At 67.9% G+C, this 23,053-nt stretch carries 16 protein-coding genes; 11 read left to right on the top strand and 5 right to left on the bottom strand.

Annotated features, from left to right (window positions below):
- Nucleotides 1-19: 19 nt before the first annotated feature.
- A complete protein-coding gene (locus QPK27_RS12110; protein ID WP_290418622.1) occupies nt 20-1,006 on the bottom strand; it encodes an LLM class flavin-dependent oxidoreductase in 987 nt (328 codons plus the stop codon).
- Between the two features lie 268 nt (nt 1,007-1,274).
- On the opposite strand from QPK27_RS12110, the gene QPK27_RS12105 reads away from it, so the two are divergent.
- Nucleotides 1,275-1,955 carry a hypothetical protein gene (locus QPK27_RS12105; protein WP_290418496.1) on the top strand — a complete coding sequence of 227 codons (681 nt, stop codon included), beginning with the start codon at nt 1,275-1,277 and terminating at the stop codon, nt 1,953-1,955.
- A 178-nt stretch (nt 1,956-2,133) separates the two neighbouring features.
- On the opposite strand, the gene QPK27_RS12100 is transcribed toward QPK27_RS12105, so the two are convergent.
- Nucleotides 2,134-3,744 (bottom strand): FAD-dependent oxidoreductase, encoded by a 1,611-nt coding sequence (locus QPK27_RS12100; protein WP_290418495.1) that lies wholly within the window; start codon nt 3,742-3,744, stop codon nt 2,134-2,136.
- Nucleotides 3,745-3,956: 212 nt separating this feature from the next.
- Between QPK27_RS12100 and QPK27_RS12095 the strand changes: the two genes are divergently transcribed.
- On the top strand, nt 3,957-5,333 hold the full coding sequence (locus QPK27_RS12095; RefSeq protein ID WP_290418494.1) for an HD-GYP domain-containing protein: 1,377 nt from the start codon (nt 3,957-3,959) through the stop codon (nt 5,331-5,333).
- Nucleotides 5,334-5,339: 6 nt separating this feature from the next.
- Here QPK27_RS12095 and QPK27_RS12090 read toward each other — a convergent pair whose 3' ends face one another.
- Complete coding sequence (locus QPK27_RS12090) at nt 5,340-5,981, bottom strand: choice-of-anchor J family PEP-CTERM protein (RefSeq protein WP_290418493.1); 642 nt, start codon at nt 5,979-5,981, stop codon at nt 5,340-5,342.
- 491 nt (nt 5,982-6,472) lie between these two features.
- Between QPK27_RS12090 and QPK27_RS12085 the strand changes: the two genes are divergently transcribed.
- From QPK27_RS12085 to QPK27_RS12075, 3 genes are read left to right on the top strand one after another with little or no spacing between them, the layout of a single operon-like run.
- Complete coding sequence (locus tag QPK27_RS12085; protein WP_290418492.1) at nt 6,473-9,064, top strand: TonB-dependent receptor; 2,592 nt, start codon at nt 6,473-6,475, stop codon at nt 9,062-9,064.
- On the top strand, nt 9,065-11,506 hold the full coding sequence (locus QPK27_RS12080; protein ID WP_290418491.1) for a family 20 glycosylhydrolase: 2,442 nt from the start codon (nt 9,065-9,067) through the stop codon (nt 11,504-11,506).
- 13 nt (nt 11,507-11,519) lie between these two features.
- On the top strand, nt 11,520-12,866 hold the full coding sequence (locus tag QPK27_RS12075; protein WP_290418490.1) for an MFS transporter: 1,347 nt from the start codon (nt 11,520-11,522) through the stop codon (nt 12,864-12,866).
- On the opposite strand, the gene QPK27_RS12070 is transcribed toward QPK27_RS12075, so the two are convergent.
- Nucleotides 12,853-13,716 (bottom strand): helix-turn-helix domain-containing protein, encoded by an 864-nt coding sequence (locus tag QPK27_RS12070; RefSeq protein WP_290418489.1) that lies wholly within the window; start codon nt 13,714-13,716, stop codon nt 12,853-12,855. The genes QPK27_RS12075 and QPK27_RS12070 overlap by 14 nt on opposite strands.
- 377 nt (nt 13,717-14,093) lie before the next feature.
- Between QPK27_RS12070 and QPK27_RS12065 the strand changes: the two genes are divergently transcribed.
- The 6 genes from QPK27_RS12065 (at nt 14,094) to QPK27_RS12040 (ending at nt 22,048) form a co-directional block, all read left to right on the top strand.
- Nucleotides 14,094-15,611 (top strand): BCCT family transporter, encoded by a 1,518-nt coding sequence (locus QPK27_RS12065; RefSeq protein WP_290418488.1) that lies wholly within the window; start codon nt 14,094-14,096, stop codon nt 15,609-15,611.
- 138 nt (nt 15,612-15,749) lie between these two features.
- Nucleotides 15,750-15,962 (top strand): DUF2945 domain-containing protein, encoded by a 213-nt coding sequence (locus QPK27_RS12060; RefSeq protein ID WP_290418487.1) that lies wholly within the window; start codon nt 15,750-15,752, stop codon nt 15,960-15,962.
- 104 nt (nt 15,963-16,066) lie between these two features.
- Nucleotides 16,067-16,732, top strand: coding sequence for a response regulator transcription factor (locus tag QPK27_RS12055; RefSeq protein WP_290418486.1), 666 nt, complete (start codon nt 16,067-16,069; stop codon nt 16,730-16,732).
- Nucleotides 16,722-18,089: an ATP-binding protein gene (locus QPK27_RS12050; RefSeq protein WP_290418485.1), complete on the top strand. Its 1,368-nt coding sequence runs from the start codon at nt 16,722-16,724 to the stop codon at nt 18,087-18,089. The genes QPK27_RS12055 and QPK27_RS12050 overlap by 11 nt, the downstream gene beginning before the upstream one ends.
- Before the next feature lie 100 nt (nt 18,090-18,189).
- Nucleotides 18,190-18,609, top strand: coding sequence for a YgiW/YdeI family stress tolerance OB fold protein (locus QPK27_RS12045; protein WP_290418484.1), 420 nt, complete (start codon nt 18,190-18,192; stop codon nt 18,607-18,609).
- A 97-nt stretch (nt 18,610-18,706) separates the two neighbouring features.
- Entirely contained in the window at nt 18,707-22,048 is a 3,342-nt protein-coding gene (locus tag QPK27_RS12040; protein WP_290418483.1) for a DEAD/DEAH box helicase, read from the top strand.
- Between the two features lie 296 nt (nt 22,049-22,344).
- Here QPK27_RS12040 and QPK27_RS12035 read toward each other — a convergent pair whose 3' ends face one another.
- A complete protein-coding gene (locus tag QPK27_RS12035) occupies nt 22,345-22,851 on the bottom strand; it encodes a host attachment protein (RefSeq protein WP_290418482.1) in 507 nt (168 codons plus the stop codon).
- Nucleotides 22,852-23,053 lie beyond the last annotated feature (202 nt).

Here is a 23,053-nt window from a genome sequence, read left to right as displayed (position 1 = left end):
GCCCCCCCCAACCCTACACTTATCCCGCGCGCTGGATATCGGCCGTGATCTCGTACGCGCGCAGACGCGCCTTGTGATCGTAAATCTGCGACGTGATCATCAACTCGTCCGGCTGGGTCTTGTCGATGAAGGCGCGCAGCTGGTGCGAGACGGTGGCCGGCGAACCGATCGCCGAGCACGACAGCACGCTGTCGAGCATCATGCGTTCCGGCAGGTCGAGCGCTTCCAGGTAGCCGCTCACCGGCGGCTTGAGCTTGGTCGGACGGCCGGTGCGCAGGTTCACGAACGCCTGCTGCATCGAGGTCGCCAGGAAGTGCGCCTCTTCGTCGCTGTCGGCGGCGAACACGTTAAAGCCCAGCATCACGTACGGCTTGTCCAGTTGCGCCGACGGACGGAAGTTGGCGCGGTACATTTCGATCGCCTGCATCATCATCTGCGGCGCGAAGTGCGACGCGAACGCGTACGGCAGGCCGAGGTGCGCCGCCAGCTGGGCGCCGAACAGGCTGGAACCCAGGATCCATACCGGCACGTTCAAGCCGGCGCCCGGCACGGCCTGCACCGGACGGCGGGTCGAGCCGGCGAAATAATCCTGCAGTTCCACCACGTCTTGCGGGAACTCGTCGGCGTCCGACGCCAGGTTGCGGCGCAGCGCGCGCGCGGTGACGTGGTCGGAACCCGGCGCGCGGCCCAGGCCGAGGTCGATGCGGCCCGGGTGCAGCGCTTCGAGCGTGCCGAACTGTTCGGCGATGACCAGCGGCGAGTGGTTCGGCAGCATGATGCCGCCGGCGCCGACGCGGATGCGCGAGGTGCCGGCCGCCACATGGCCGATCAGCACCGCGGTGGCGGCGCTGGCGATGCCCGGCATGCCGTGGTGTTCGGCCAGCCAGAAGCGGTTGTAGCCCCAGCGCTCGCCATGCTGGGCGAGGTCGAGGGAGCGTTGGAAGGAGGTGGCCGCATCGCTGCCTTCAGCGATCGGCGACAGGTCGAGTATCGAGAAAGGAATCATGGTTCGCATGATACGCCGATGTTGAAAAGCGCGTGCGGCGTCCTCCAAAAGTGCCGGGCCTGCTGCCTAAACGTTTCAAATTGTAAGCAGGTTGCGCGATTTTCACTGGGGATGACGCGACAATAAGCGATGTTTATCGTTTCCTCGAGGCTACCGTGCGCTGCTGTTCGATGACGATCCCTACACTGGATGCCTACCTCGACGGATCAACGATGTGATTCAGCGATGTCGTCGGGATTGCCACTCACAACGATCAAAGGAGTACGCCATGAAAATGAATACGTTACTCAAAGGAATGCTCGGCGCCTCGGTCGCCGCCGCCATGTTCAGCGCCACCGCAGTTGCTCAAACGAGCACTAGCGCAGGCCAGACCGGCCGCACCGGCACCAGCACCAGCCAGACCGGCAGCATGAACGACCAGAGCAGCGGCAGTTCGTCGGCCAGCAGCACCGGCAGCTCGCAGCGCGACCAGACCCGTGACCGCCGCGACGGCATGACCGGCTCGTCCAGCACCACCGGCGCCACCGGCACCAGCGGTTCGATGGGCACCGGCGCCACCGGCACCACCGGTACGATGGGCACCGGCACCTCGACCGGCACCATGGACAGCACCGGCCGCGCAGGCACCACCGGGACGACCGGCACCACCGGCCGGGTCGGCACCGGCACCACCTCGGGCGCCACCGGCACGACCGGCACCGTGGGTAGCGGCAGCGGCACCGGTTCCTACGGCACCACCGGCGGCACCGGCCACACCGGTTCCAGCGCCACCATGGGCGCCAGCGGCGTCAGCGGCACCGGCACCGGCGCGACCGGCACCACCGGCGCCAGCGCCACCAACGGCGTCGGCGGCACCAGATCGAGCGGCGGCACGACCGGCACCACCGGTACCGGCGGCAGCGGTACTACCAGCGGCAGCGGCGGCGGCACCACCGGCCGCGGCTACTGATCGCGGTTTGCCAGCATAGTGCGGGCGGCTCCCCGGCCGCCATTGGTACCGCCATTAGCAAGTCAGCAGTAGTACGTCGTCCCCGCTTTCGCGGGGACGACGTTTTTGAGCTAATGGGGAGCAAGAAAGCTGCGTGTCAGCCAGCTGGCGAGCAGTCCTGCTCCCGCCATCCGCGGCCTCAGCGCACCCCACGCCGCGCGCCGCTGCGCCGCTCGCGCGGCAGTGGCGCCGCATCCGCCCGCAATTCGACCCTGGCCAGCGCCGTCGGCGCCGGTCCGTGCAGCACATTGCCTTCGGTATCGAAGCGCGACGCGTGGCACGGGCAGTCCCAGGAACGCTCGGCGCCGTTCCAGTGCACCGCGCAGCCCAGGTGCGTGCACTTGGCCGACAGCGCGTGCAGCGCGCCTTGCGGATCGCGGTACACCGCGATGCGGCGCAGGCCGTCGCGCAGCACCGCGCCTTCGCCGGGCGCGATCGCGTGCACCGAATCGACGGCGCCGCCGGTCAGCCATTCGCCGTAGCGCGCCATCACATTGGCCTGCTCGCCGGCGAACTCCCTGAACCCGTGCACCGGTTTGCGCGCCGGGTCGTACAAGGCGCTCCACGGATTCGGCCGCTCCATGATCAGGTCGGTGACCAGCATGGCGCCGATGGTGCAATGGGTCATGCCGTTGCCGGAGTCGCCGGTGATCAGGTAGACGTTCTCGTCGTCCATCGGATTGCGGCCCAGGAAGGGCAGGCCGTCGGCCGGCTCCATCACTTCGCCCGACCAGCGCCAGGCCACCTCCAGCGCCATCGGAAAGCGCGCCCGCGCCCAGCGTTCCAGTTCGTCGTAGCGGTGCGCGGGATGCGCGTCCTGGCCGGTCTTGTGGTCGGCGCCGCCCACCACCAGCACGTCGTTGCCCGCGCCGTCCTGCGCCAGGCGCACGTAGTGATAGGGGTCGCCCAGGTCCCACAGCAGCAGGCGCGGCACGCCGGGGCGCGGCAAGCGCAGCCCGACCACGTAGGTGCGGTAGCCGGCCTGCTTGGTGTGCATCACCACGCGGTCGTTGAACGGCGTGTGGGTGGCCACCACCACCGCCTTGGTGCGGATGGCGCCGCGGTCGGTCGCCACCACCTGGCGCCGGTGGTCGCCGCGCACCCGGTGCGCGTGCGTGGCGCCGTGGATGCGGCCGCCGCGCGCGCTGAACGCGCGCGCCAGTCCGGCCAGGTACTGCAGCGGCTGGAACTGGGCCTGGCCCGGATAGCGCACGCAGGGACCAAGCTGCACGTCCAGCCCCGGCACCGCCGGCAGCAGATCGGCGGCGACGCCGGCGCGCACCGCGGCGTCGCGTTCGTGCTGCAGTCGCGCGGCGGTGCTGTCGGCAACGATGCCGTCGGCGCGCGGGGCATAGGCCCCGACCAGGTAGCCGTCGAGGCGCCCGAAGCCGCAATCGATGTGCTCGCGCCGCACGATGCCTTCCACCAGCTCCAGCGCGTGCGCATAGCTGCCTGCCACCAGCCGCGCCTGGGCCGCGCCGAAGCGGTGTTCGATGCCGCCATACCATTCGTCGGGCGGGAAGAAGTGGGCCGTGGTGCGGCCGGTTTCGCCGGCGCCGACGCCGAGCGCGTCGATCACGACCACGTCCAGCCCTTCCTGCGCCAGCAGGTAAGCGGTGGTGAGGCCGGCAATGCCGGCGCCGATCACGCAGACGCCGGCCTCGAGGTCGCCGGCCAGGGGAGGGAAGACGGGCACCGCGGCGGTGTCCATCCAGACCGAAGTCGAGCTGCCATTGGTTGCGCCGAGCATGGCGTGGTCCTTCCACGGGTGCCGATAGACGTGACAAAACCAGTCTAGCGCGGCGAGACAAAGGGGGGAGCACGATCGCAAAAATGCCTGCCACGCGACGTTTTGTGGCGCGCCTGCCGCATCTGCAAGCCGCTTTTGGACGGCCATGCGCATGGCATGGTTTTATGGCGTACCATCAATGTTTATTGCATTTCAGAATTTATTGGATCGTCATGAAGCCGCTTTCCGTCCCGCCCGACGCGCTCGCCCCCAGCGCGATGAAGCTGTCCGAACTGATCGGGGCGCTGAGCTACGCGCTCGACATCACCGAGGGCCAGCCGGCGGGACATTGCGTGCGCTGTTGCTGGATCGGCATGCACGTCGGGCGCGCCGCCGGGCTGACCCAGGACCAGCTATGGGAGCTGTACTACACGCTGCTGCTCAAGGACCTGGGCTGCAGCAGCAACGCCGCCCGCATCTGCGAGCTGTACCTGACCGACGACCTCGGTTTCAAGCGCGGCTTCAAGACCGTTGGCGACAGCCTGCCGCAGGTGCTGGGTTTCGTGCTCAAGCACACCGGCCTGAAGGCCGGCCTGGCCGATCGTTTCCGCAGCGTGATGACGATTCTGCGCGACGGCCCCGAGATCGCCCATGGCCTGATCGCCACCCGCTGCCAGCGCGGCGCCGACATCGCACGCCTGCTGCGCTTTCCGGACGGGGTGGCGGACGGCATCTATTCGCTGGACGAACATTTCAACGGCAACGGCAAGCCGGCCAGACTCGTGGGTGAAGCGATTCCGGTATATGCGCGCATCGCCCTGCTGGCCCAGGTGATCGACGTGTTCCATACCGAAGGCGGGCGCGCGGCGGCGCTGCGCGAAGCCGCGGCGCGCGCCGGCAGCTGGTTCGATCCGCAGCTGGTGGCGGCGTTCGAGAACGTGGCGCGGGACGATGCGTTCTGGGAGGTGCTGGCCGGGCCCGGCATCGACGGCGCCGTGTTCGCGCTGGAGCCGGCCGGCCACGAAGTGGCGCTCGACGACGACTACCTGGACGACATCGCCGCCGCCTTCGGCCAGGTGGTGGACGCCAAGAGCCCCTACACCAGCGGCCACAGTTCGCGCGTGGCGCTGTACACCGACATGATCGCCGAAGCGCTCGGCCTGTCCGAACAGCGGCGCCGCTGGCTGCGGCGCGGCGCGCTGCTGCACGACGTCGGTAAACTCGGCGTCAGCAACAGCGTGCTCGACAAGGCCGGCGCGCTCGACCGCGACGAATGGGAAGCGGTGCGCCAGCATGCCGAATACACCGAGACCATCCTGGGACGCATCGCCGCGTTCTCCGAGCTGGCGTCGATCGCCGGCGCGCACCACGAGCGGCTCGATGGCGGCGGCTATCCGCGCGGCCTGAATGGCGACGACATCCGGCTCGAGACGCGCATCATCACCACCGCCGACATCTTCGACGCCATCACCGCCGAGCGCCCGTACCGCGGCGCGATTCCCGTGCCGAAGGCGCTCGAGATGATGGAGAAGACGGTCGGCACGGCGCTCGACGCGGCCTGCTTCGAGGCGCTCAAGCTGGCCATGGCGCGCACGCCGCCGGCCGGGTGAAACGCTTCAGTCCTGGCGGCGGCGGCGCGCCAGCGCGAAGCCGGCCAATCCCAACCCCAGGATCATCGCCATCGACGGCTCCGGCACCTCGGTGATGGTCAGCGTATCCAGGCCCACGTAGTTGGACAGGTCGGAAATGCCGACATGCTGGAAGCCGAAGCGCGCGGTCGAGCCCTCGCCCTGGGCGCCCAGGCTGATCGTGTAGCGGGTCCAGCCGTCGGTGGGGACAGTCACCGTGGTGTCGAGCGCGAAGTCGAGCAGGTCGTCGCTGCCGTCGCTGAAGCCGAAGCGCACCTGGTCGCTGGTGCCTTCGAACGGCTCCGCGCGCAGCCAGAACGACACCAGCACGTTCTTCGCGGTCGAGAACTCGGGGGTGATCACCCAGTTGTCCAGGATGCCGCCCGGCTCGGCGGCCAGGTAGTTGGAGGCGATGTAGGCATTGGGAGCGCCACGCTGGGCTTCGAAGGTGGGCTCGTCGCCCTGGAACCAGCCGCTGACCGGTCCCGGCGGCACGCTCTCGTTGCTGAACACCCAGCCCTGTCCGGCCAGGGCGCCGACGTCGTCGAATCCTTCGCTGAGCAGCACGTCGGCCTTGGCCGACCCCATCACGCCCGTCAACATCAGGGCAAGCAGCATGGTTTTCTTCATGTAATACGCCTCCGACAGGTAAGCGGCGTGCCGGACCTCGGAGCGGTGCCGTTACGCCAATGCAGTGGCACGCCCCTCGCGTGCGCCATGCCATGCGCGATGCATCAACCATGCCAACGCGACAACTGGTTGATTATAAAAATAAAAATTTCTGCGCAAAATCTGTTCAAAATCAATATGTAAAAGATGTCGACATCGGTCTTGGATGCCAGGAAAAACCGACGCGCACGCTGCGGCGCCACTGCCGAGCCTGCCGCATATGCATGACACGCCGATGAAATCCTGTCGCGGATAGCAAGATTTGACAAACATGGCCGCGCGGATGCCACCACAATCGCTGCACAAGCAGAAATGAGACGCCCGGACGTCCCGGCTGTTGCGAGCGCAAGGGTGTGAAGATGACCAACCTGGTTTTGGGAGAGCACATGAACGAGTTGATGGCACGGCAATACAGGCCCACCGCGGTCGCGGCGGCGGTGGCGGGAGTGATCATGGCAATGCACCAGGGCCATGCCCAGGCCCAGACCGCACCCGTGCAACCGGCCGCGGGCGACGCCCAGACCGTGGTCGTGACCGGCGTGCGCGCCGCGCTCGAACAGTCGCTGCGCCAGAAGCGCAATGCCGATTCCGTGGTCGAGGTGGTCACCGCCGAGGACATCGGCAAGATGCCCGACAAAAACGTGGCCGACGCGATCCAGCGCCTGCCGGGCGTGAATACGCAATCGTCGGCCGGCGGCGAGGGCGGCTTCGGCGAGAACGACCGCGTCAGCCTGCGCGGCACCAGCCCCAGCCTGCAGCAGACCCTGTTCAACGGCCACGCGATCAGCACCGGCGACTGGTTCGTGCTGAACCAGATCGGCGGCAACGTCGGCCGCTCGAGCAGCTTCTCGCTGCTGCCGTCCGAACTGGTGGGTTCGATCGTGGTCCAGAAAAGCCCGACCGCCGACCTGGTCGAAGGCGGCGTCTCGGGCGCCATCAACGTCATCACGCGCCGCCCGCTCGACTTCAGGCAGCAGCTGACGGTGGAAGGTTCGATCCAGGCCAACTACAACGATTTGTCCGGCAAGACCGAGCCGCACCTGTCCGGCCTGGTGAGCTGGAAGAACGCCGAGAATACCGCCGGCATCCTGGTCCAGGCCTTCTCCGAGAAGGCCTCGGTGCGGCGCGACGGCCAGGAAATCCTCGGCTACACCCCGATCAGCGCCACCAGCGCGGCGGCGCTGGCCAATCCGTCGCTGGCCGGCGTGGTGGTGCCTACTTTTATTGGCGCCGCGCTGTTCGAGCAGACCAAGAAGCGCGAAGGCGGCGCCTTCGATGCCGAAATCCGTCCCAGCCGCGACCTGACGCTGGACTTCAACGGCTTCTATTCGAAGCTGGAAGCGCCGCACCAGAACACCAACTGGCTGGCGGCGCCGGCCAACTCGATCAACAGCCTGGGCCTCATCCCGATCGATCCGGTGGTGCGCAACAACACCCTGGTCGGCGCCGCCTTCACCCGCAATGCGGGCGAGGTCGACAACATCTACCGCCCCGACGCCGGCGGCGAATCGTGGTATCTCGACCTGAACGGCAAGTGGCGCGTCAACGACCGCTTCACGCTGTCGGGCAAGGCCGGCAAGACCCACGGCGCAGGCTGGGACCGCGACGACGTCTATTACCAGAACAACGTCGACGGCGGCATGGTTTACGGCTTGAACGGGCTGTCGCCGGCATCGGTCAGCTACCCCGGCGGCAATACGGTTTCTCCCGGCTCGACCGCCTGGGCCGGCGGCGGCGAATCGCAATCGGTGGACAAGGAAAAATACGCCCAGCTCGACGGCGAGCTGCGCTTGGAGAACGACACCTTCCAGACCGTGCGCTTCGGCGCGCGCTGGACCGACCACACCCGCACCGCCGAGCAACCGCTGGAAACCCGTCCCGGTCCGGTCGGCTTCACCAATCCCGGCCCGGCCTGGAGCGGCCAGCTGTATCCGGGCGACTTCGGCAACGACCTGGGCGGCAATGTATCGTCGAACTACTTCAAGTACGACGGCGCCGCGCTCGGCGCCTGGGGCGCGATTCCCGGCAACCGCCTGCTCGACTACGTGCTGCGCCACAACTGGATGAACGAATTCCGGGTCGCCGAGAAGACCGCGGCGCTGTACGGCATGGTCGATTTCGGGGGGGACGGTTGGAGCGGCAACATCGGTCTGCGCGCCGTCGAGACACGCCAGACCACGACCGTCAACCTGCCGGGTGGCCCGGCGCCGATCACCGGCTCGGCTTTCGGCGACTACACCCCGACCACCTTCAAGCGCACCTACCGCGACTACCTGCCGAGCGCCAACCTGAAATATGACGTCTCGCCCGACCTGGTGCTGCGCACCGCGCTGGCCAAGACCATCGCGCGTCCCGACTACAGCGCGCTGGGCGGCTCGGTCTCGCTCAACGACGACGCCCTGAGCGGCAGCGGCGGCAACGTGAATCTCGATCCGGTGCGCTCGACCAACTTCGACATCGGCGCCGAGTGGTACTACGCGCCCAAGGCGCTGCTGTCGGCCGGCCTGTTCTACATGGACCTGCGCTCGATCGTGGCCCAGGGCACCACGGTCGGCACCTACTACAACAACAAGCGCGAAACCCGCACCGAATACCAGATCACCTCGCCCTACAACACCAGCGGCAAGAACCGCGGCGTGGAACTGAGCTGGCAGCAGCCCTTGTGGAACAACTTCGGCATGCTGGTCAACTACACCTTCGCCGACGGTGAGCTGGACGATGGCGGCGAGCTGCTCAACTCCTCGCAGAACACCTACAACGTCACCGGTTACTTCGAGAACGAACGCTTCTCGGCGCGCCTGGCCTATAACTACCGTTCGCGCTACAAGGCCGGTGTGGACCGCGGCGCCAGCCAGCACGTGGACGGCATGCCGTCGCTGGCGGCCTCGCTCAACGTCAAGCTGAGCGAGCAGCTGACGCTGACCTTCGACGCGCTCAATCTGACCAACGAGACCATCAAGATGTATGCCGAGAACCACGACCGCCCGCGCGCGTTCTACTCCAACGGCCGCACCTTCTATCTCGGCCTGCGCGGCAAGCTGTAGATGTCGGCGCGGCGGCTCCAGTCCCGGGCGATCGGCATCGCCTGGGAATGCCTCACCAATGTCACGCGCGACGATGCCTTCACGGCGCGCCTGAGCCTCAGCAACGATGGAACCGGGCAGATCGCCCCCGGCTGGGCGCTGTACTTCAACACCTGCCGCAAGGTGCTGGCGCCCAGCGTCACGCCCGGCTACGCGATCGCCCACGTCAACGGCGACCTGTTCTGCCTGACCATGCCGCAGGGCGGCCCCTGGCTGCCGGGGCAGCGCCACACGATCGAGTACGAGGCGCTGCACTGGGCGATCAGCATCACAGACGCGCCGCTCGGCTTCTACCTGGCGCCGGGCGACGGCGGCGCGGCGATCGACCTGGGCGACCCGATCATCGCGCCGTTCACCCGGCCGGAACAGCGCCAGCGCATGCGCGGCGACCTGCTGCCGACCGCCGACGCGGCCTGGCGTTTCGAGCAGAACGCGGCGCTGTCGCCCCTGCCGCCGGACGAGGTCGGGCGCATCACGCCGCGTCCGCGCAGCGCGCGCTTCGATGCGCGCCGCTGCCTGCTGGGACGCGCCACCCGCATCAAACACGGGGCCGGGCTGGACGCCGAGGCGGCCTGGCTGCGCGCGCTGCTGGCCGCGCTGCCGATGGACGGCGGCGGCGTAATCGTGCTGGAAACCGGCGCGGTCGATGCGGGGGAGGCCGATCCGGCGCTGGCGCGCGAAGCCTACCTGCTGGAGATTGCACCGGGCCGGGTGCTGGTGCGCGGCGCCGGCGCGCACGGCGTCTTCAACGGCCTGCAAAGCCTGGCGCAGCTGGTCGACGCCGAAGGCGCGCTGGCGGCCGGCGCGGTGCTGGACGCGCCGCGCTTCGCCTACCGCGGCCTGATGCTGGACGTGGCGCGCCACTTCGCCAGCGTCGACACGGTGCTGCGCCTGCTCGACTGCATGGCGGCCTACAAGCTCAATCGCTTTCACTTCCACCTGACCGACGACGAAGGCTGGCGCCTGGCGATCGGCGCGCTGCCCGAACTGACCCTGGTCGGGGCGCGCCGCGGCGTGCCGCGTCCGGGCGAGGCGCCATGCCTGCCGCCGTCGTTCGGCTCCGGCGCCGCCAGCGGCGGCTCGAACGGCAGCGGCTTCTATACGGCGGCCGATTTCGTGACCATCCTGCGCTACGCGCATGCGCGCCACATCGAGGTCATCCCCGAATTCAACATGCCCGGCCACGCGCGCGCGGCGGTGGAAGCGATGCGGGTGCGCCATGCGCGCCTGCTGGCGGCCGGCGACCTTGAGGGCGCGCAACGCTATCTGCTGCACGATCCGGACGACGCCTCGATCTACGAATCGGTGCAGCTGTGGCACGACAACGTGATGTGCATCGCCTTGCCCTCGGTCGATCGCTTCATCGACACCGTGGTCGGCGAAGTGGCGCTGCTGTACCGCGAGGCCGGCGTGCCGCTGCGGGTGCTGCATACCGGCGGCGACGAGGTGCCGGGCGGCGCCTGGCTTGGCTCGCCCGCCTGCCGCGCCTTGATGGCAGAACGCGGCTGGCATGACGTGCGCGCGCTGCGCGCCGACTTCCAGGCGCGCTGCCGCGCGATCCTGGCGCGCCACGGCGTCGCCTTCGCCGGCTGGGAAGAGACGGCGCTGGCCTCCGACGCCGACGACGCCAGGCGCGACCTCCACGTCTACGTCTGGAACAACGGCTGGGGCTCCGGCCAGGAGGATTGCGCCAGCCGCCTGGCCAATGCCGGCCACCAGGTGGTGCTGGCCAGCGCCGCCAGCCTGTACTTCGACTTCGCCTACGCCAAGCACCCGGACGAACCGGGCTACTACTGGGCCGGTTTCGTCGGCACGCGCGAAGCCTTCGGCATGTGTCCACTCGACGCGCCGGTGCTGCCCGCGCGCGACGCGATGGGGCGCGCGCCCGCTCCGGCGCAACTGGCCGCGTTAATGCCGCTGGAGAGCGCCGGCCGCGCGCGCATCCTGGGCCTGCAGGGGCAGCTGTGGGGCGAGAACACGCATTCGCGCGCGCGCCTCGAATACCTGGCGCTGCCGCGCATGATCGGGCTGGCCGAACGTGCATGGGCGCCTGACCCGGGGTGGCATGCGGCGGGCAAGGAGGGCGCCACGACGGCGCTGGCGGCCGACTGGAACGAATTCGCCAACCGCCTCGGCCAGCGCGTGCTGCCTTGGCTGGACCGCATGCCCGACCCCTGGCATTACCGCCTGCCGCCGCCGGGCGCGCTGCTGGTGGACGGCCGGCTGCATGCGAACATCGCCTTGCCGGGCATGCGCGTGCATTACACTCTGGACGGCAGCGCGCCCGGCGCGCACAGCCCGCGCTACCTGCATCCGGTGGCGCTCGAAGGGGCGCAGGTGGTGAAGCTGGCCAGCGTCGATACCCGTGGCCGCGTTGGCCGAACCGTCACCCTGTCACCTTGATTCCGGAGTCGCCATGACCGCGCTGCATTCCGCTTCCGCATCTGCTCCCGTCTCCGATCCGGTGGCGCCGCCGCCGGTTCGCAAGCGCCATCCGCTGTCCTGGGTGCCGACCCTGTACCTGGCCCAGGGCCTGCCGTTCTACGCGGTGGCGCTGGTGGCCGGCCAGATGCTCAAGAGCATGGGCGTGCCGAACGAGCAGATCGCGCGCTGGACCGGCCTGCTCGGCCTGGCCTGGGCCTTCAAGGCGTTGTGGAGTCCCTTCCTGGAGCTGGCGCCGAGCCGGCGCATGGCGGTGGTGGCGTGCCAGGTCATCGGCGGCGCCTGCCTGGCGCTGGTGGCGCTGGCGCTGCAGCTTCCCATGTGGTTTGCGTTGTGCATGGCCTTGCTGGCGCTGGTCGCGCTGGCGTCCAGCACGCACGACATCGTCGCCGACGGCATCTACATCGCCAGCCTCGACGCGCGCGAGCAGGCCGCCTATGCCGGCTGGCAGGGCGCCTTCTTCAACGCCGCCAAGTTCCTGTCGCTGGGTGGATTGCTGATCCTGGCCGGCGAGCTGGAACGGCGCCTGGGCGTGACGTCGGCCTGGACCACGGTGTTCCTGCTGCTGGGCGGCCTGATGGCGCTGCTCGGCCTGTACCACGTGCGCGCGCTGCCGGCCACGCCGCGCGTGGCGGCGCAGGCGGGACAAAACGTGCAACAAAGCGTGCGCGCGATCGGCGCCACGCTGGTGGACGTCATCCAGACCTTCTTCGCCCGTCCCGGCATCTGGGCCGCGATCCTGTTCATCATCCTGTTCCGCGCCGGCGAAGGGCAGATCCAGTCGATCGGCCCGCTGTTCCTGCGCGACGCGCGCGAGGTCGGGGGGCTCGGCTTGAGCACCTCCGAAGTGGGCTGGGTCTACGGCACCGTCGGCACCGGCGCCTTTTTGGCGGGCAGCATCCTGGGTGGCTACTTCACCGCCTGGCTGGGATTGAAGCGCGCGATGCCGTTCTTGATCGTGGCCATGAACCTGCCCAACGCCGTGTTCTGGTACCTGAGCGAGGCCCAGCCCGAATCGCTGCCGCTGATCGCGGGCGCACTCGGGATCGAGATGTTCGGCTACGGCTTCGGCTTCGTCGGCGTGATCCTGTTCATCATGCAGGTGCTGGCCAGCGGCAGCTACCAGGCCGCCCACTATGCGCTCGGCACCGGCTTCATGCAGCTCGGCTTCGTGCTGTTTCGCACCATCAGCGGCGACATCCAGGCGGCGCTGGGCTACCGCGATTTTTTCGTGTGGGTGCTGGCGGCCAGCGTGCCGGTGCTGGTGCTGAGCCGCTTCATGCGGATCGGGCCGGCGAACGGCGAACCTAGCGCCGCTTGACCGGCAGCGCCAGCCACCCCTGCCAGCCGCCGTCGCGCTGGCGTTCGACGCGCTGGATGTGCGGCCGCGTGCTGTCCAGCCGCCACACCGCCTGGCGCTCCAGCCAGTCCTCGTACATGGCGCGAAAGCGCGGCCACTCGCCGCGGAAGTCGAGGCAGGCGTAGCTGCCGGCCGGCAGCAGGCGCAGGCCGAGCGCCGGGTCGTCCAGCACGGCGGCGTCGGCGCCGAAGTCGTAGCAGTATTCGCGCTCGCCGGTGAAGCCCGGATCCTCGTCGAACACCCCATACCAGGGCGCGCCGCGTTCCACGGCGGCCGCGTCTTCGCAGGCGCCGGCGAAGGCGTTGCAGGCCAGCGCCAGCGCCGCGCCGGACTGGCCGAAGAAGCGCTGGTAGCGCAGGCGCACCGCCGGCAGCTTGCGCACTTCCACGCGCGCCGCCACGCTGCCCGGCTCGGGCGGACAATAGGGCGCCTGCAGCGCCGCCAGGTTGCCCGGTTCGGCCACGAAGAAACTGACGTCGCTCTCGCGCCCGACCTGGGCGTCCATGTAGGCGCGCCAGCCGCCTTCGCGCCACGATTTGGCCGACATCGCGAACTGCTGGCGGAAGGCCTTGGCAAACGCCGCATTCGATGGAAAGCCGCAATCCTGGGCGATGCGCCCGACCGCGACGTCCGGCTCGTGACGCAGCAGATGGGCGGCGCGGCGCAGCCGGCGCTTTCTCTGGTATTCGACGGCCGAGAAGCCGGTCAGTTCGCGGAAGATGCGGTCGAAGTGGTAGCTCGAATAGCTGGCCGAAGCGGCCAGGCTGCCCAGCGCCAGAGGATCGCCGACCGAGTCGAGCATCAGGTCCATGACTTCATAGAGACGCGAGATGCGCGTAATGCGTGGCGAGCGCAATGGCTGGCAGGCAGAAGTCAGGGCAACATCGGAACCGGTTTGCATCGCGCGACGTGTTTACGTGGTTACAGCGATTATGCGTCCAAACGCGTCTTTTGTGGCTCGGCTAGTAGCGAAATTTGCAAGCCTTGCCATTCGGGTGTGGCGCCGATGACGAAGCGCCAACTTGGCGGCAATTCCATGCCGGATGTGGGGCAAAATCGACGTCGAGTGCGTACAAATCGGCTATCGCTCAGCAATAATCCGATGTTAGGAATATAATTACATTTGATTTTAAATGTATCTACTCATAAATTTCGACGCCTGCGCGCGTTACTGTCTCTGGAGGACACATGCAGACAGCACTCTCGGCGGGCTTCATCCTTGCCATCGTTTTGTGGGGCGTGATCTCGCCCTCGACCATGGGCGCGGTGTTCGACACCGCGCTCGCCACCATCACCCGTAACTTCGGCTGGTTCTACCTGTGGGTGGTGCTCGGCATGGTGGTGTTCGTGGCCTTCCTGGCCTTCAGTCGCTACGGCAACCTCAAGCTCGGCGACGAGGACGACGAGCCCGAGTTCTCGCTCGGCAGCTGGTTCTCGATGCTGTTCGCGGCCGGCATGGGCATCGGCCTGGTGTTCTTCGGCGTGGCCGAGCCGATCTCGCACTACATCGACGCCCCGCCCGGCACCGTCTCGAACACGCCGGAAGCGGCCGGGGTGGCGATGCGCTATACCTTCTTCCACTGGGGTATCCACCCGTGGGCGGTGTACAGCGCGGTGGCGCTGGCAATCGCTTTTTTCCAATATCGGCGCGGCGGCGACGCCCTGGTCAGCACCGCGACCGACGCGCTGCCGTGGAAGCCGGTCCGGCGCCTGTCCGGCCTGTTCAACGGGCTGGCGGTGGTCGCCACCGCCTTCGGCGTGGCGGCCTCGCTCGGCATCGGCGCACTGCAGATCAACAACGGCATGAACACGGTGTTCGGCCTGGAAGTGAGCACGGTCTCGCAGATCGGCATCATCCTGGTCGCCACCGCCCTGTTCCTGACCTCCGCCGTCAGCGGCGTGGAGCGCGGCGTCAAGCTGCTGTCGAACGTGAACATGCTGATGGCCGCGGCGCTGGCGCTGGTGGTGTTCCTGGTCGGGCCGACGGTGGCCATCATCGACACGCTGACCAGCACCCTGGGCAGCTACGTCACCGAGTTCGTGCGCATGAGCCTGCGCGCCACGCCGTTCCGCGACAGCACCTGGGTCGGCAGCTGGACCATCTTCTACTGGGCCTGGTGGATCTCGTGGTCGCCGTTCGTCGGCCTGTTCATCGCGCGCGTCTCGCGCGGGCGCACCATCCGCGAATTCATCGTCGGCACCATGCTGGCGCCGACCCTGGCGGCCTTTTTGTGGTTCTCGATCTTCGGCGGCACCGCCCTGAACCTGCAGATCTGGCATCAGGTGCCGATTGCCGACGCGGTGCGGGTCGACACCGCCACCGCGCTGTTCGCGCTGTTCGACGCGCTGCCGTTCGGGATGATCATGTCGGGCGTGGCGACGCTGCTGGTGCTGGTGTTCTTCGTCACCTCGGGCGACTCGGCGGTGCTGGTGCTGGGCATGATGAGCAGCAAGGGCAACCCGAATCCGTCCACCCGCAGCAAGCTGATGTGGGGCGGCCTGATCGCCGGCATGGCCATCAGCCTGCTGCTGGCAGGTGGCCTGAAAGCCCTGCAGACCGCCACCATCGTGTTCGCCGTGCCGTTCTCGGTGGTGATCATCCTGATGCTGGTGTCGCTGTGGCGCGCCGTGTGCGAGGACTGGGCGGCGCACGAGAAGCGCGAGCGCGAACTGCGCCGGCGCATGCGCCAGATGGTCGAGAAGTGAGGTGAGTAGCCCGGGCGCGGCGGGCCGCGTCCGGCGTCATCGCGACGCTGCCTGTCGCCGCTTTGTCACGCTGATGGCGCGCGGCGCGCCCGCGATCCATGCTCAAATGGGCTTCGCCTTTTCTTCCAGGAGTCCAGCATGAGCAACGCATTCAAGGCCGGCGACAAGGTGCAGTGGTCCTCGTCGCAGGGAACGGTCACCGGCAAGGTCAAGAAGAAGCTGACCTCGCCCACCGACATCAAGGGCCATCACGTGGCGGCTTCGAAAGACAATCCGGAATACCTGGTGGCCAGCGACAAGACCGGCGCCGAGGCGGCGCACAAGGGCACGGCGCTGAAGAAGAAGTCCTGATCGCTTAAGATCGGGTTCATCTTCGCCCGGCACACTCGGGAGCCGTTGGCAGCGTGCCGGCGGTGCGCCATACTGGCGGCCACATTCATTCCCGGGTCCTGAACATGCGCATCCTGCTGGTCGAAGACGACACCTCCCTTGGCGACACCATCCAGTCCTGGCTGCGCCTGGACGACCATGCGGTCGACTGGGTGCGGCGTGGCGACTCGGCGCAGACCGCATTGATGACGCACCGCTACGACTGCGTGCTGCTCGACCGCGGCTTGCCCGGCCTGTCCGGCGACGCTTTATTGGCCGCGCTGCGCAAGGCCGGCAACCGGGTGCCGGTGATCCTGATCACCGCCTTCAACGCGCTGGCCGACCGCGTCGAAGGCCTGGACATGGGCGCCGACGACTACCTGGTGAAACCGTTCGAGCTGGAAGAGATGTCGGCGCGCATCCGCGCCGCCGTGCGCCGCGGCGCCGACCAGGTCAGCAACGTGCTGGCCCACGGCGCCATTTCGCTCAATCTCGACACCAAGGGCGCCACGCTGGACGGCCAGCCGGTGGCGCTGACCGCGCGCGAGTACAACGTGCTGTACGCGCTGATGCTGCGCAAGAACGGCATCGTCACCCGCGCCCAGATCGAAGAGACTCTGTACGGGTGGGGCGACGAGGTTGAAAGCAACGCGATCGAGGTGTACATCCACAACCTGCGCAAGAAGCTCGGCAGCGACAGCATCGTCACCGTGCGCGGCCTGGGCTACCGGCTGAAGAACGATGGCGAATGAGACCGTGAAGGAAGGCCGCGCGCCCTGGTCGCTGCGCCGCCGCCTCCTGGGGGCGATCGTGGCCGCCAGCACGGCGCTGTGGCTGGTCAGCCTGGGCATCGTCACCGTGATCGCCTGGCAGGAAACCAATGGCGTGTTCGACGACGCGCTGGAAGAATCGGGCTACATGATCATGGCCGCCACCACCGACTGGAACGAGCGCGGCCTGCTGCACGAACGCGGCGCCGACGGCGCGCACGGCCGCAAGGTCGACATGCAGTACCAGATCGTGGCGGCCGGGCGCGTGATCCAGCGCACCGGCGACGCCCCGGCGCGGCCTTTCGTCTCGAATTTCGATGACGACGACGGCTTCGCCGAAGCGCTCGTGGGTGACAAGCGCTGGCGCGTGTTCGTGGTGCGCGACGCCGCGCGCGACGTCGAGGTGCAGGTCGGGCAGCGCACCAGGCAGCGCTACGAGATCCTGGAAGAACTGGCCGAGTCGCTGTGGCTGCCGGTGCTGGGCGTGCTGCTGCTCTTGGGCCTGGTGTGCTGGCTGATCACCGGCCGCATCCTGCGCCCGCTGCGCGCCACCGCCGCCAGCATCGCGGCCAAGACGCCGGGCGACCTGGCGCAGGTAGATACCGCCGGCCAGCCGCGCGAAGTGCTGCCGATCGTGGCGGCGCTGAACGGGGTGCTGGGGCGGCTCGACGTCGCGCTGCAATCCGAGCGCCGCTTCACCGCCGACGCCGCGCACGAACTGCGCACGCCGCTGGCCGGCCTGCACATGCACGTGCAGCTGCTGCAGCGCCAGCATCCGGACCTGGCCGAACCGTTCCGGAAGCTGCGCGCCGACATCGCGCGCGTGACGGCGCTGGTCGACAGCCTGCTGACGCTGGCGCGCCTGGATCCGCTGGCGCACGAGCAGCTGGTGCGCCAGGAGGTGGCGCTGCAGCCGCTGGCCGAGCGCCTGCTGGCGACGCATGCGCAGGAGGCGGCGCGGCGCGGCATTGCGATGACGCTGCAGGGAGGCCTAGAGACCGTGCAGGCCGACCCGCAGCTGCTCGAGATCGTGCTGCGCAACCTGCTGGATAACGCGCTGCGCTACTGCCCGGATGGCAGCCGGATCGAGATCGAGGCGCGCCGCGTCGGGACGGGGGCGCGCATCGTGGTGCGCGATGATGGTCCCGGCGTGGATGAAGCCAGCCGCCGGCGCCTGAGCGAACGGTTCTTCCGCGTGCTGGGCACGGCGCAGCCGGGCAGTGGACTGGGGCTGTCGATCGTGCGCCGCATCGCCGACCTGCATGGCTATCAACTCGGATTCGGGCCGGGGCTGGACGGGCGCGGGTTGGCGGTGTCGCTCGATATGGAGCGAACTTAAGATCGCGAACTTAAGATCGAGTTAATGTACGGCCGGTCTAATGCGTCCATGCCTTCCCGACGAAGGCGACAAACACGCCAACCCATTGAAAGGACCGACCATGACCCGCATCGCTCAACTCTCCAGCATCGCCGCACTGCTGTGCGCCTCGGCCTTCGCGGTCGCACAGACCGCACCGGCGCCGGCAGCAGCGACCGCACCTGCAACCGCACCGGCCGCCAAGTCCGGCTACACCGGCCCGTCGAGCGCGCCCCTGATGAGCGTGAAAGACCTGCTGGCCAAGGGCAAGGACGACCAGATGGTGCGCCTGAAAGGCAAGCTGACCAGCCACAAGGGCGACGAAGACTACGAATTCACCGACGCCAGCGGCAAGATGGTGGTCGAGATCGACGCCGACCGCTTCCCGCAAGGCGTGACGGTCGACCACAACGTGACCGTGGAACTGATCGGTGAATTCGAGAAGGAAATGTTCGGCGACCCGAGCCTGGACGTCGAGCAGCTGAAGGTCGTCGGCAGCTGAAACAGCGGGCGTTCCCGGGGCGCGATTGAGGCGCCTCGGCGTTATGCCGTCAGCCGTTCGGTCATAATATCGCGTTGACCGAAACGGCGGAAAACCCATGCAATTTACTCCGGTAGATATCGAGCGCTGCTGCGGCAGCACCAACTATGATCGCGGGGCCGACTATGTCCGCAAGGGCAAGGTGGTCAGCGTGGCGGTGCAGGATGCCGGCGTCGACGGCGAAGTCGCCGGCAGCGGCCGAGAAATCTACCGCCAGTCGATCCAGCTGGCGCCCGGCGCCGGCGGGCGCCCGCTCGCGATCCGTGGCCACTGCAGCTGCCCGGTATCGTATAACTGCAAGCACGTGGCGGCGGTGCTGCTGGTCGTGCAGGAGCGGCTGGCGCAGATGGCGCAGGCAGCACAGGGAGCCTCGGTAACGCCGCGGGGCACGATGTCGTCGCGCGCCGACCATTGGCTGCAGCAGGCCGCATTGGTGCAAACGCTGGTGCAGTCGCGGCCGCGGCAGGGCGCATCGCCCCCGCAGCGGCTGGTGTTCGCGCTGATCCCGCACCCCAACGACAACACCCTGCGCCTGAACGCCTGCAAGGCGCGCCTGCGCAAGGACGGCAGCATCGGCGGCGCCACCCTGCAGGACGATATCTACCGCCTGCTGACGACGCCGCCTGGCTGGATCGACCCGCACGACGAACCGCTGCTGCGCCTGTACGCCGCGCTGTGCGCCGGCAACCGCTATGCCGGCGACGCCGAGCCGGCTGGCCCGCTCGCCACCCAGTTGCTGGCGCGCGCCTGCGCCGAGGGCCGCCTGTTTCTGGCCGGCAGCCGCGAACGCGTCAAGCGTGGCGACCTGTTTCCCATCACGCCCGGGCCGCGGCGCCAGGCCACGCTGGCCTGGCATCCGGTCAAATCGTTCATGCAGGATGTCGGCGACGTCAAGCTGGCCTGGCACGCCGCCGATGGCGGCGCCATCGACTTCGTCCTGCCGACCGAACCAGTCGCCTACGTCGACGCCTGCGCATTCGGCGAGCTGGCATTGCCCGAGGAGTATGCGGCGACGCCGCCGGCGGCGCTGATCAAGCTGGTGGCGCAATCTCCGCTGCTCGAAGCGCACGAACGCGCCGGCGTGGCGACGCGCCTGGCCGAGCTGGGCCTGGAAGGCATGCTGCCCGCGCCCGAGGTATTGCAAGTGAACACTCGCAAGGGCGTGCCGACGCCAGTCCTGTACCTTGAAAGCGAAGAGGACGACGCATTCGACGAGCCGGAAACGCTGGACTATGCGATGCTGGTCTTCGACTATGACGGCATGTCCACCGAAGACGTCGACGAGCCGGTGCTGCGCCGGGTGGTCGACAACACGGTCGACCTGATCGAGCGCGACCTGGCGGCGGAGCGCGCCGCGGCAGAACTGCTCGGCGCACTGGGCTTCGATCCGTCGGAAGCGTCGCAGTATTCCAGCGGCCCGGACCTGCTGGAACTGGACAGCCCCGAGGAATGGATTGCCTTCATGCGGCGCGAGGTGCCGCGCCTGCGCGCCGCCGGCTGGCAGATCGAGATCGGCGACGATTTCCGCTACAACACGCTGCTCGAACCCGACGAATGGTACGCCGAACTGAACGAGGAAGGCGAGGGCGCCGGTGGCTGGTTCGCGCTCGAACTCGGCATCCTGGTCGGCGGCCGCCGCCACGCGCTGCTGCCGGTGCTGGTCGAGATGATCCGGCGCGCGCCGCGCCAGTTCAACGCCGCCGGCCTGGCGGCGCGCGACGATGCCGAGGAACTGGTCGTCCAGTTGCCGGACGACACCCGCGTGGTGCTGCCCTGGGGCCGCATCAAGCCGATCCTGTCCACGCTGGGCGAGCTGTACTTCGGCGAGCGTGGGGGCAGCGCGCTGCGCCTGCCAATGGCCGACGCCGCGCGCCTGGCGCAGCTGGAAGCGGCGGCGCAGCTGCGCTGGTTCGGCGGCGAGCGCCTGCGCGAACTGGGCCACAAGCTGAGCCGGTTCGACGGCATCGTTCCGGCGCCGCTGCCGGCCGGCCTGCAGGCCGAGCTGCGCCCTTACCAGCATGCCGGGCTATCGTGGCTGCAGTTCCTGCGCGACTACGGCTTCGGCGGCATCCTGGCCGACGACATGGGCCTGGGCAAGACCATCCAGACCCTGGCCCACATCCTGCTCGAGAAAGAAGCGGGGCGGCTGGACGCGCCGGCGCTGGTGGTGGCGCCGACCAGCCTGATGCCCAACTGGCAGGCCGAGGCGGCCCGCTTCGTCCCCGGCCTGCGCGTGCTGCTGTTGCACGGCAAGGACCGTGCGGCGCAGTTCGACCGCATCGGCGCGGCCGACCTGGTGCTGACCACCTACGCCCTGCTCGGGCGCGATGAAGAAGCCCTGCGGCGCCATCGTTACCACCTGTTGATCCTGGACGAAGCGCAGTACATCAAGAACAGCCGCACCAAGGCCTCGCAGACCGCGCGCCTGCTGGATGCGCGCCATCGCCTGTGCCTGACCGGCACGCCGGTGCAGAACCATCTGGGCGAATTGTGGTCGCAATTCCACTTCCTGATGCCGGGGCTGCTGGGCGAAGAGAAAGCCTTCAACGCCAATTTCCGCAAACCGATCGAAACCGGCGGCGACAATGCGCGGCGCGAACTGCTGATGCGGCGCCTGAAGCCGTTCATGCTCCGGCGCACCAAGGACAAGGTGGCGACCGAGCTGCCGCCCAAGACCGAGATCGTGCTGCCGGTGGAACTGGGCAGCGCCCAGCGCGACCTGTACGAAACGGTGCGGGTGGCGATGGACCGCAAGGTGCGCGCCGAGATCGATCGCAAGGGCCTGGCGCGCAGCCACATCGTGATCCTGGACGCCCTGCTCAAGCTGCGCCAGGTATGCTGCCATCCGCGCCTGCTGGAAGCGGACAGCGCGGCCGGCTCGGCCAAGCTCGACACGGTGATGGAGCTGCTTGCCACCCTGCGCAGCGAAGGGCGCAAGGTGCTGGTGTTCTCGCAGTTCACCAGCATGCTGGCGCTGATCCAGGAGCGCCTGCGCGAGTGCCAGATCGAGTTCGCCCTGCTGACTGGCGACACGCTGGACCGCGCTGCGCCGGTAACGGCGTTCCAGTCGGGGCAGGTCGGCGTGTTCCTGATCAGCCTGAAGGCCGGCGGGGTGGGGCTGAACCTGACCGCCGCCGACACCGTCATCCACTTCGATCCATGGTGGAACCCGGCCAGCGAAAACCAGGCCACCGACCGCGCCTGGCGCATCGGCCAGGAGCAGCCGGTGTTCGTCTACAAATTGATCGCGCGCGGGACGCTGGAAGAAAACATCCAGGAGTTACAGCGGCGCAAGGGAGAACTGGCGAATGCGATGCTGCAGGGCGAGACCGAACTGGCGCCGGCCATCCGCGCCGAGGACTTGCAGGCGATCTTCGGCGCGGCAGCGGAAGCGCAGTGACCGGTTTGGGCGAGCACCGCTAGCGCATCAATAGCTATCTTGCGTGCAGTGTCTAACGGACATGGCGCGCGTGCGGGAGCAAGATGAACCCATCGACAAACGCTTTTGAAAGGAAATGATCATGGGTAAGTATTTCATCGGTTGGCTCCTGGGTATCCCGGCTGTCGTGCTGGTCATCCTGTACTTCATCTTCGGCTGAGCGGCATGCCGCGCAAACGATAACGCCACCTTCGCGGTGGCGTTGTTGTTTGCGGACCCGCTAACTCAAAAGGCGGCTTGAAGCCGCCCTGGAGTCCTTACTGCGACTTGTCCTGCTGTGCGTTGATCTGCTCGCGCAACTGCTGGACAGGCACTTGCGTGTAGTCTTTATTGATCTCGAGCTTGACCAGCGGCTGCACCGTCGAATCCAGGTTGCTGCGCAGCGTGCCCAGGAATTGCGGCGAGGCCGAAATCACCAGCTGGTTGAAGCGGCCTTCGTTGTGGGCCTGCTTCAGGTAGTTGGAAATATCCTTGGCAAACTTCTCGGCCTCGTGCTCGGTCGGCGTCTGGGCCGGCTGGTACTGGCTGTTCGGCGTGCCGACCTTGGCGTTGTGGGCGAAACCGACGCCCTGGGTGCCGCCGACGTTGTGACCGCTATTGGTCGCCGACGTCGGGCTCATCTTGTCGGTCACCAGGTCGAGTTCGCGCAAGTGCGCGGCCGGGCTGACCATGTCCTCGACTTCCTGCAATGGTTGCGACGGATCGGATTCGGAAAAGATGCGTGCGCGGCCTGCGTTGGCCACCATGATCCAGGTTGTTTGCATGTTGCCCCCTGTCAGAAATAATTTTCGAAAATGGCGCGGAACCTGCTGCCGTTCCGCGACCGCTCGGAACCTGCTGTCGCCGACAAAGCACCCGTCGTGATGGATGAGCGCCACGTCGAAACGCCGTGCTCAACCATATCGGCCCGGGCTCTGCACGGCGACATGTTGATGATTCAGTATAGCCCCGGTTCACGAACCCCGG

It is taken from the genome of Massilia sp. YIM B02443 (genome assembly GCF_030411955.1).
Classification (GTDB): Bacteria; Pseudomonadota; Gammaproteobacteria; order Burkholderiales; family Burkholderiaceae_D; genus Telluria.
Note: the sequence above shows the minus strand (reverse complement) of the source record. Positions and strands in the feature narration are given on the sequence as shown.